This window comes from Nocardioides sp., assembly GCF_014360585.1.
Classification (GTDB): Bacteria; Actinomycetota; Actinomycetes; order Propionibacteriales; family Nocardioidaceae; genus Nocardioides.
The window spans coordinates 1-9,705 of sequence record NZ_JACIXG010000131.1; the positions used below are offsets into that span (position 1 = coordinate 1).

At 71.6% G+C, this 9,705-nt stretch carries 7 protein-coding genes; 5 read left to right on the forward strand and 2 right to left on the reverse strand.

Features of this window, described 5'->3' with window-relative positions; all coding sequences use genetic code 11:
* Positions 1-65 precede the first annotated feature (65 nt).
* Positions 66-539: a redox-sensitive transcriptional activator SoxR gene (soxR, locus tag H5T77_RS24860; RefSeq protein ID WP_292653292.1), complete on the reverse strand. Its 474-nt coding sequence runs from the start codon at positions 537-539 to the stop codon at positions 66-68.
* A gap of 60 nt (positions 540-599) precedes the next feature.
* Between soxR and H5T77_RS24865 the strand changes: the two genes are divergently transcribed.
* Together H5T77_RS24865 and H5T77_RS24870 are read left to right on the forward strand one after the other, a co-directional pair.
* Complete coding sequence (locus H5T77_RS24865; protein ID WP_292653293.1) at positions 600-1,298, forward strand: SDR family oxidoreductase; 699 nt, start codon at positions 600-602, stop codon at positions 1,296-1,298.
* A complete protein-coding gene (locus H5T77_RS24870) occupies positions 1,295-2,356 on the forward strand; it encodes an S-adenosylmethionine:tRNA ribosyltransferase-isomerase (protein ID WP_292653294.1) in 1,062 nt (353 codons plus the stop codon). The genes H5T77_RS24865 and H5T77_RS24870 overlap by 4 nt, the downstream gene beginning before the upstream one ends.
* Positions 2,357-2,498: 142 nt before the next feature.
* Here H5T77_RS24870 and H5T77_RS24875 read toward each other — a convergent pair whose 3' ends face one another.
* Positions 2,499-2,933 carry an OsmC family protein gene (locus H5T77_RS24875; protein ID WP_292653295.1) on the reverse strand — a complete coding sequence of 145 codons (435 nt, stop codon included), beginning with the start codon at positions 2,931-2,933 and terminating at the stop codon, positions 2,499-2,501.
* Positions 2,934-2,970: 37 nt separating this feature from the next.
* Between H5T77_RS24875 and pepN the strand changes: the two genes are divergently transcribed.
* The 3 genes from pepN (at position 2,971) to H5T77_RS24890 (ending at position 9,626) form a co-directional block, all read left to right on the forward strand.
* Positions 2,971-5,424, forward strand: a complete 2,454-nt coding sequence (gene pepN / locus H5T77_RS24880; RefSeq protein ID WP_292653296.1) for an aminopeptidase N — start codon at positions 2,971-2,973, stop codon at positions 5,422-5,424.
* A gap of 81 nt (positions 5,425-5,505) precedes the next feature.
* Positions 5,506-6,705, forward strand: coding sequence for an exonuclease SbcCD subunit D (locus H5T77_RS24885; protein WP_292653297.1), 1,200 nt, complete (start codon positions 5,506-5,508; stop codon positions 6,703-6,705).
* Positions 6,705-9,626, forward strand: coding sequence for an AAA family ATPase (locus tag H5T77_RS24890; RefSeq protein WP_292653298.1), 2,922 nt, complete (start codon positions 6,705-6,707; stop codon positions 9,624-9,626). Before H5T77_RS24885 ends, H5T77_RS24890 begins: the two co-directional genes overlap by 1 nt.
* Positions 9,627-9,705: the final 79 nt, after the last annotated feature.

A 9,705-nucleotide genomic window follows, 5' to 3' on the forward strand; every position in this document is an offset into this window, starting at 1 on the left:
ACGAAACTGCAGTTTCGTCGCCCACAACTACATTCTCGGCCCGCCACTTCTACCGATTCGGCGGGTCAGGCGCGGCGGCGGGGCGGGTCGCGACGCAGAACCTTGGGGAGGTACGCAGCACCGGAGCTCTGGGCCGCGGCGGCGTCGCCGGGATTGGAGATGCGGCACCGCTGCAGGGAGAGACAGCCGCAGCCGATGCAGGAGTCGAGGTTGTCGCGAAGCCGCTCGAGGGCGTGGATCTGCTCCTCGAGGCGGCGGCGCCAGTGCTTCGACATCCGGGCCCAGTCGGCCTTGGTGGGGGTCCGGTCCCCCGGCAGACAGTCGAGCTCGGTCCTGATCTCGTCCAGCGACAGCCCGACGTTGGCCGCCGCCCTGATGAAGGCGAGCCTGCGCAGCACGCTGCGCTCGAACGTGCGCTGCCCTCCGGAGGATCGCTCCGCCCGGATCAGGCCCTGGCTCTCGTAGTAGCGCACCGCGGAGGCCGCATAGCCGCTTCGCCGGGTCACCTCGCCCATCGTGAGCAGGTCGTGCGTGTTCATCTCACTCTTTCTGTCGCAGCCCTTGATCTCAAGTTCACTTGAGGTTGAATGCTAGCGGGCATGAACAGATCACACAACGAAGTAGCCGTCGTCACCGGCGGCTCCGCCGGGCTGGGGCTCGCCCTGGCCGAGACACTCCTCGACCGGTCGTGGAACGTCGTCACCGACGCCCGCGACGCCGACCGCCTCCACGCCGCGCTGCCCGACCGGCCGCAGGTGACGATCCTGGCCGGCGACGTACGCGACCAGGATCACCAGGACGCCATCGCCGCGGCCGTGGCGCGGCACGGGCGTCTCGACCTGCTCGTGCACAACGCCAGCGACCTCGGTCCGATGCTCCCGCTCGCCGAGGTCGCCGACGGCGACTTGTCCCGCGTGCTCGAGACGAACCTGCTCGCTCCGCTCTCGCTCACCCAGCGGCTCCTCCCCTACCTGATCGCCTCCCGCGGCACGCTCGTGGGCATCTCGAGCGACGCGGCGGTCGAGCACTACCCGACCTGGGGAACGTACGCCGCGAGCAAGGCAGCGCTCGATCACCTGGTCCTGACCCTCGGCGAGGAGAACGGCATCCGCGCGTACGCCGTCGACCCCGGTGACATGCGCACCGCCATGCACCAGGCCGCCTTCCCCGGCGAGGACATCTCCGACCGCCCCCTCCCGGAATCGGTCGTTCCGCATCTGCTCGCGCTGCTCTCCGGCGACGAGCCCTCAGGGCGCTACCGCGCCACCGATCTCGCACCCGTAGGAGTAGTCCGATGACGATGCTCGCCGAACGACCGACCACCACGTTCCCCTTCCCCGACGACACCACCGCTCCCGCACCGGCGGAGTGGCGCGGCCTCGAACGCGACGGCGTGCGCCTGCTCGTGGCATCGCCGGGCGGCGTACGACACTCCCGGTTCCACGACCTTGCCGGCCACCTCTCCCCCGGTGACCTGGTCGTGGTCAACGACTCGGTGACCGAGGCGCGTCAGCTCGACGCCGACCTCATCGGGCGCGGCCGGGTCGTCCTCCACCTCGCCCAGCGCCTCGACACCGGCTGGGTCGTGGAGATCCGCTCCGCGCCGGACGCCGCGCGGGCCGTGCTCGACGCGGTCGTGGGTGACGTCGTCGTTACCGCCGGTCTTCGGGTCACGCTGGGCGAGCCCTACCCCGGCGGCCGCGCCTCCTCCCCCACCGGGCTGGGCAACCGGCTCTGGCGCGCAGACGTCACCGGCGACGTGACCGCCGAGCTCGGGCGGGCGGGCCGCCCGATCGCGTACGGCTATCTCGACCGGCGCTACCCGCTCGGGGCCTACCAGACGGTCTTCGGGCACCGCCCCGGGAGCGCCGAGATGCCCTCCGCCGCCCGCCCGTTCACGCATCCGCTGGTCACCGAGCTCGTCACGCACGGCATCCAGGTCGCACCGGTGACCTTGCACACCGGCGTCTCCTCCCAGGAGGCGGGCGAGGCCCCCGGCGCGGAGTGGTTCGAGGTCTCCGAGACCACGGCTCGGCTGGTCGAGCAGACCAGGTACGCCGGTGGCCGCATCGTCGCGGCCGGCACCACCGTCACCCGGGCCCTGGAGTCGGCGGTCGTCCCGGCGACCGGAGCGGTCAAGGCGGCGAGCGGCTGGACCGACCGCGTCATCACCCCCGCCAACCCGCCGTACGTCGTCAACGGTCTGATCACCGGCTGGCACGACCCGCAGGCCAGCCACCTCCTGCTCGTCGAGGCCGTCGCCGGCCCCGAGCTCACCCAGGCTGCCTACGACGCCGCTGTCGCCGGAGGCTACCTGTGGCACGAGTTCGGCGACTCCGCCCTCCTGCTCCCCTGAGTGCCGAGGCGTCACGTACGTCGGCCGAGACGTCAACCCGGTCGGCCGAGGCGTCACGTTCGTGCCATCTCGGCCGACCGAAGTGACGTCTCGGTCGACCGAAGTGACGTCTCGGCCGACCGGGGGTGACCTCTCGAACGGGTTAGAGGTCGCCCTCGGCGTAGGTCACGGGGGTGCCGACGGAGACGGTGCGGCCGACGGTGCACAGCCGGGTCGCGGACTTCTTGATCGCGTCCGGGAGGACCCTGCGGGCGGCATCGCCGCCCTCGCCCTCGGGGAAGGTGATGTCGAAGGTGACCGAGATGTCGACCAGGCGGTTGCCCTCCTCGTCGCGGATCTTGGTGGCCGCGGCGAGGGCCTCGAAGGCCTCCATCGGCGACCGCTTGCCGGTGATGAAGTCGACGTCGAGCGCGCTGCAGCCGGCCAGGGCCGCGAGGAGCATCTCGACCGGCGTGAAGTCGGGGTCTTCACCGTGGCCGAGCACCAGCGTGCCGCCGCGGGAGTTGGTCGCGCGGAAGCGGTGCTCGCCGATCTTCTCCAGAGATATCGAGCGCAGGTCTGCAGCAGAGTCAGTCATGGGCAAAGAGTGCCACCCGCCCGTTAGCCTGTGCGGCGTGACCACCCAGAGCCTGCCCTTGCGCCGTGACGAGGCCGCCGCCCGAGCCAGCCTGCTGACGATCGACGACTACGACGTACGTCTCGACCTGGCCTCCAGCGAGAAGACCTACCGTTCGGTGACGACGATCCGGTTCACCTCGAGAGGCGGGCCGACGTTCGTCGACCTGAAACCGGTCTCGGTCGAGCGGATCAGTCTCAACGGCAACCTGGTCGACCCGGCCACGCTCGCCAAGGGCCGCCTTCCGATCACCACGCAGGAAGGCGCCAACGAGCTCGTCGTCGAGGCCACGATGCCGTTCCGCAACGACGGCGAAGGGCTGCACCGCAGCGTCGACCCCGCCGACGGCCGGGCCTACGTCTACGGGATGTGCTTCATGGACGCCGCGCCGACGATCTTCGCCTGCTTCGACCAGCCCGACCTGAAGGCGCCCTACACCTTCCACGTGACCGCGCCGCAGGACTGGACGGTGATCGGCAACGCCCCGGGCGCCCAGACGGAGCCCGGCGTGTGGGAGCTCGAGCGCAGCCAGCCGCTCTCGACGTACTTCGTCACGCTCGTCGCCGGCCCCTGGCACGTGATCCATGACGAGCACGACGGGATCCCGCTGTCGCTGAGCTCGCGGCAGAGCATCGCCGCCGACCTCGACAAGGACGCCGAGGAGCTCTTCACGCTCACCAAGCAGTGCTTCGACGAGTTCCACCGGCTCTTCGGCATCCGCTACCCGTTCGGCAACTACCACCAGGCGTTCGTGCCCGAGTTCAACGCCGGCGCGATGGAGAACCCGGGCTGCGTGACCTTCCGGGACCCGCTCATCTTCACCTCGCGGGTGACCCGTGGCATGCGGATCCAGCGGGCCACCACCGTCGCCCACGAGATGGCCCACCAGTGGTTCGGCGACCTGGTCACCCCGCAGTGGTGGGACGACCTGTGGCTCAACGAGTCATTCGCCGAGTACATGGGCAACCGGGTGACCGCAGAGGTGACCGAGTACGCCGACGCCTGGGCCGACATGTCCTACGCCCGCCGCCAGTGGGGGCTGACCGCCGACCAGCGCGGCTCGACGCACTCGGTGGCCGGCAACGGCGCCGAGGACGCGGTCTCGGCGCTGCAGAACTTCGACGGGATCTCCTACTCCAAGGGCTCCGCGATCCTGCGCCAGCTGGCCGCCTCCCTGGGCGACGACGTCTTCTTCGCGGGCGCGATCGACCACTTCACCAAGCACCGGTTCGGCAACGCGACGATGCACGACCTCTTCGGCTCCTGGGCCTCGGCCGCCGCCGAGGCAGGGATCGAGTTCGATCTCGACACCTTCACCGCCCAGTGGCTGCTCACCGCCGGGCCGGACACGCTCTCGTGGGACCCGGCCAAGATGGTCGTCAACCGCACCGCACCCTCGCTGCACCCCGCCGACCGCTCCCACACGTTCCGCGCGGCGATCCTCAACGGCACCCGCTGGACCACCGAGGACATCACGGTGAACGGCGACCAGACGCCGCTGAAGGTCGCCGCCAACGCGGTCGTGCTCGACCCCTACGACGACACCTGGGCCGCGGCGATCCCCGACTGGGAGACCGTGCAGGCGCTGAAGGGCGCGATCGCCTCGATCACCGACGACGGCCTGCGCGCAGGCGTGTGGAACAACCTGCGCAGCGCCTGGTTCAACGCCGCGATCGACCCGGCCGACGTCATCGACATCGCCGAGGCGTCCCTGCCGATCGAGGACCTCGAGGACACCCCGAGGCGTACGATGCCGTGGCTGTTCGGCTCCGTGGTCCCGCTGGCCCCAGAGGGCGCCCGTGAGCGGCTCCACGACGCGGCGCTGCGCAAGCTCGCCGACGTCGCTCCCGGCTCCGAGCTGCAGCTGTCCGCCTACCGGACGGCGGTCCGCTCGGCTCGCTCCGAGTCGCTGCTGCGGGAGTGGCTGGCGACTCCCCCGGCCGGCATCGAGACCGACCTCGACCTGCGCTGGCGCATCCTCGCCAAGCTCGCCGAGATCGGCTCGGCGACCCGCGAGGAGCTGCAGGCCGCGTACGACGCGGAGCCGGCCAACGACGCCCGCATCCACCTCACCGGAGCCCTGGTCAGCATTCCCGACGCGGAGGCGAAGGCGTACGGCTGGTCGGTGTTCACGGGCGAGACCGATCTGCCCAACTACGACATCCTGGCCGCCGGGCGAGCGTTCTGGAGCGGTCCGGTCGAGCTCACCGAGAGCTATGTCGAGCGCTACTTCGACGAGCTTCCGGCCACCGCCGAGAAGCGATCCGGCTGGAGCCTGGCCGAGGCCGCGGACGCGTTCTTCCCGAGCGGCTCGGTGACCGAGGAGACGGTCGTCGCCGCTCGCGCGGTCGTCCAGCAGGATCTCGACCCAGGCGTACGCCGCCGGGTCTCCGATGCTGCCGACAACCTGCAGCGCCACCTGGCGATCAAGATCACCTATCCGCGCACGTGACGCGGCTACGAGTGCTGCGACCCGCGCCCTCGTCGCGGGTCGCAGTCTCGAATGTCCGTGGTCACCGATAGTTTTCGTTACATGCGGATCCTGCACACCTCCGACTGGCACCTGGGCCGGTCCTTCCACCGGGAGGGCATGCTCGGGCACCAGGCGGCGTACGTCGACCATCTCCTCTCCGTGGTGGAGCAGGGAAGCGTCGACGTGGTGTGCGTCTCCGGTGACGTCTATGACCGGGCGCTTCCGCAGGTCGACGCTGTCCGGCTGGCCTCCGAGGCGCTCTCGCGGCTGGCTGCCTCGCGGGCGAAGGTCGTCATCACCAGCGGCAACCACGACTCGGCCCAGCGCCTCGGCTTCGGCTCCGAGCTCATCGACGCCGCCGGGATCTTCATCCGCACCGACCTGGCCGGGGTCGGCCGCCCGGTGATGCTTCCCGACGAGCACGGCAAGGTCGCCTTCTACGGTCTCCCCTACCTCGACCCCGACGCTGCCAAGGCGTCGTGGCGACTGGAGTCCCGCTCCCACCAGGCAGCGCTCGGGGAGGCGATGCGCCGGGTCCGCGCCGACCTCGATGGCAGAGGCGGCCGCAGCGTGGTGATGGCCCACGCCTTCGTCACCGGGGCGGAGCCCTCCGACTCCGAGCGTGACATCTCGGTCGGTGGTGTGTCGATGGTGCCGGCCAGCCTCTTCGAGGACATCTCCTACGCCGCTCTCGGCCACCTCCACGGCCGACACACGATCACCGAGACCGTGCGCTACAGCGGCTCCCCGCTGGCCTACTCCTTCTCCGAGGCCAACCACCTCAAGGGGTCGTGGCTCATCGACCTCGACGAGTCAGGCTTCGTCGCCAGCGAGTTCGTGGAGGCGCCGGTTCCGCGGAAGCTGGCAAGGCTGCGGGGCACGCTCGACGAGCTCCTGAGCGACCCTCGTCACGAGGCCCACGAGCAGTCGTGGGTGCAGATCACCCTGACCGACCGGATCCGCCCGGCCCAGGCCATGGAGCGTCTGCGGCGGCGTTTCCCACACACGCTGGTGCTCGGGTTCGAGTCCACCGCGCCGGTCCTGGGTGCGCTGTCGCGGCCGGACCCGTCCCGGCCGCGGCGCGACATCGACCTGGTCACCGAGTTCGTCGCCGAGCTCCGCGGCGAGCCTGCTGCCAAGGCCGAGCTCGCGCTGCTTCAGACGGCGGTCGACGCCTGCTGTGAGGACCCCGAGGTGGACACGCTCGACTCGCGCGCCGGTGACGCCGAGGAAGAGGAGTGGCTCGAGGTGCTCTTCTGATGCGCCTCCACCACCTGGAGGTAGCCGCGTTCGGGCCCTTCACGGGCACCGTCCAGGTCGACTTCGACCAGCTCTCCGAGGCGGGGCTCTTCCTGCTCTCCGGAGCGACCGGCGCCGGGAAGACGAGCGTCCTGGACGCGGTCTGCTTCGCGCTCTACGGCGACGTCCCCGGTGACCGTTCCGTCGCGAAACGCCTGCGCAGCGACCAGGCCCCGGCCGAGGTCGCGACTCGCGTAGTCCTGGAGGCGACCCTCGCGCAGCGACGCTTTCGGATCACCCGCTCGCCGTCGTGGGAGCGTCCCAAGCGGCGCGGCGCCGGCACCACCACCCAGCAGGCATCGGTGGTGCTCATGGAGCAGGTCGGCGAGGAGTGGCGCACCCTCACCACCCGCCTCGACGAGGCCGGCCACCTGGTCTCGGATCTGCTCGGGATGACGCTGACCCAGTTCGTGCAGGTCGCGATGCTCCCCCAGGGCCGGTTCCAGGCGTTCCTCCGCTCCAGCGCAGAGGAGCGCAAGCGGCTGCTCGAGCGGCTCTTCCGCACCGAGCGGTTCGCGGATGTCGAGCGCTGGCTCCGGGACCGCCGCGTCGAGCTCCGGCGCCGCTCCGAGGAGCTCAACGCCGGAGTCGCCGAGATGGTCAGCCGGATCAGCGAGACCGCCGCCGTCACGCTCCCCGACGACTGGGACGTCCACGATCTCGGCCTTCCCGCCGGCGACGGCGCCATCGCGACCTGGGCGCGCGCGCTCGCCGAGGAGGCCACCGAGGCACAGGCGGTCACCTCCGGCGCCGCGATGGAAGCCCTCGCCGCGGAGGCGGAGACCCTCGACGCTCTCGACGCCGCCCGCGCGATGGCCGAGAAGCAGCGCGGCCTCCGGGCCGCCGCTGCCGCCGAGAGCCGACTCGTCGCAGCGTCAGAGGAGCAGCAGGAACGCGTACGCCGTGTCGAGGCCGCCCAGCGCGCCGAAGCCGTCACCGGGGTCAGCGAGCTCGCCGACCAGGCCCGGCGCGAGCACGAGCAGGCGACCGCCCTGGCTCCGGGCGACCTGACCCTGGCCGATGCCAAGGCAGCCGTCGAACGGGTGTCAGCGCGGCTCGCACAGGCACGCGCCCTCGAGCCCGTCCAGGGTCGCCTCGACGAGGTCACCCGCGAACTGACGGCCACCCACACCCAGCGCGACCGTCTGCTCACCCAGACGCACGAGCAGGCACAGCTCGCCGAGGAGCTGCCCCAGCAGATCGAGGCGCTCACCGCGGACCTGGCGGCGGCCACCGAGGCGGCCGCCACGATCCCGGTGCTACGTGCGCAAGTCGCAGCGGCGACCGAGATCGGCCGGCTGAGCGGAGAGCTCGTCGAGGCCCGAGCCAGGCACGAGGCGGCCCGGACGGCCGCCATGGAGGCGCGCACCCACTATCTCGACGTACGCCAGGCCCGGCTGGACGGCATCGCCGCCGAGCTCGCCGGTGCCCTCGCGGTGGGCGCGGACTGCCCCGTGTGCGGGTCCCACGAGCACCCTCACAAGGCCTCCCCGGCCGACGGAGCCCCCGATGCCGCGGCGGAGAAGACCGCTCAGACCGCCTATGACAACGCCAGTGCCGAGGAGCACGCTCGCGACCAGCACGTGCGCGACCTCAGCACCCGTCTCCAGCTCGCCCAGGAGGCGGCCGGGGAGACCGAGGAGCCTGCCGCGGCGACGGCCGAGCGCCTGGCCGGTCTGGAGCGGCAGGCTGCCCGCGAGCCGGGTCTGCGCGCCGAGCTCGTCTCCGTCGAGGAGCGCCGGGCCCGCTCGGCGACGCTCCGTGCCGAGCTGGAGACCCGTGCCGCCGAGCTCGAGACCACGCTGCGCCATCTCACCGAGGAGCACGCGCGGCTCGAGGAGCAGCTGGCCGACGTCCGTGGTGACCACCGTGATCTGGGCGCCGTGCTCGCCGCTCTCGACCGTGACCACCGGGCCGCGGTCACCGACCTCGAGCGCCTCGAGGCGGCCACCCGCTCGGCCGAGGCACTCGCCGCAGCCGAGCGCACCCTCACGGCCACCGCGGTCCGCGCCGGCTTCGACTCGCCGCAGAGCGCGCTCGCCGCTGCCCTCCCGCCGGAGCGGGTCGCCGCCCTGAACAGCCAGATCAAGACGTACGCCGACAGCCTGGCGGCTGCCCGAGCGACCCTGGACTCCCCCGGCGCCGCCGAGATCCTGGCCACCGACGAACCCGACCTGCCCGCGCTCTCGCTCGCCCACCGCAAGGCCGCCGACGCCGCCGACACCGCCCGCTCGGCTGCCGACTCCGCCGACGCCCGGGCCGCGCGCCTCGACTCCCTGCAGCGCGACCTCACCCAGGCGCTCTCCACCTGGGCGCCGGTGCGCGGCGACCTCAAGATCGCGGTCCGGCTCGCCTCATTCGCCGAGGGGAAGAGCAGCGACAACCAGCTGCAGATGAGCCTGTCGGCCTACGTCGTCGCCTACCGCCTCACCCAGGTCGTCGCGGCCGCCAACGAGCGGCTGGCGAAGATGAGCGACCAGCGCTACGCCCTGGAGCACTCCGCGGCCAAGGGCGCCGGAGACCGCCGCGGCGGCCTGGCGCTGATGGTGCGCGACGACTGGTCCGGCGAGTCGAGAGACCCCGCCACCCTCTCGGGCGGAGAGACCTTCGTGGTCTCCCTCGCGCTCGCGCTCGGACTGGCCGACGTGATCATGAACGAGGCCGGCGGCCAGATGCTCGACACCCTCTTCGTCGACGAGGGCTTCGGCTCCCTCGATGCCGACACCCTCGACGACGTGCTCGACGTCCTCGACACGCTCCGCGAGGGCGGGCGCATCATCGGCGTGGTCAGCCACGTCACCGAGATGCGCGAGCGCATCCCCACCCAGCTCGCGGTCGCCAAGGGTCGCGAGGGCTCCACCCTCCAGATCCACGGCACCTGACGACATCAGGCGCCGCTGGTCGAGCCCGCGAGCGCAAGCGAGCGGTGTCGAGACCAACACGGTCGCATACGAACCGTGT

What these genes read in the sequence shown, in the direction of transcription:
- soxR (WP_292653292.1), bottom strand. Translation starts at nt 539, where the DNA reads ATGAACACGCACGACCTGCTCACGATGGGCGAGGTGACCCGGCGAAGC.
- H5T77_RS24865 (WP_292653293.1), top strand. Translation starts at nt 600, where the DNA reads ATGAACAGATCACACAACGAAGTAGCCGTCGTCACCGGCGGCTCCGCC.
- H5T77_RS24870 (WP_292653294.1), top strand. Translation starts at nt 1,295, where the DNA reads ATGACGATGCTCGCCGAACGACCGACCACCACGTTCCCCTTCCCCGAC.
- H5T77_RS24875 (WP_292653295.1), bottom strand. Translation starts at nt 2,933, where the DNA reads ATGACTGACTCTGCTGCAGACCTGCGCTCGATATCTCTGGAGAAGATC.
- H5T77_RS24885 (WP_292653297.1), top strand. Translation starts at nt 5,506, where the DNA reads ATGCGGATCCTGCACACCTCCGACTGGCACCTGGGCCGGTCCTTCCAC.
- H5T77_RS24890 (WP_292653298.1), top strand. Translation starts at nt 6,705, where the DNA reads ATGCGCCTCCACCACCTGGAGGTAGCCGCGTTCGGGCCCTTCACGGGC.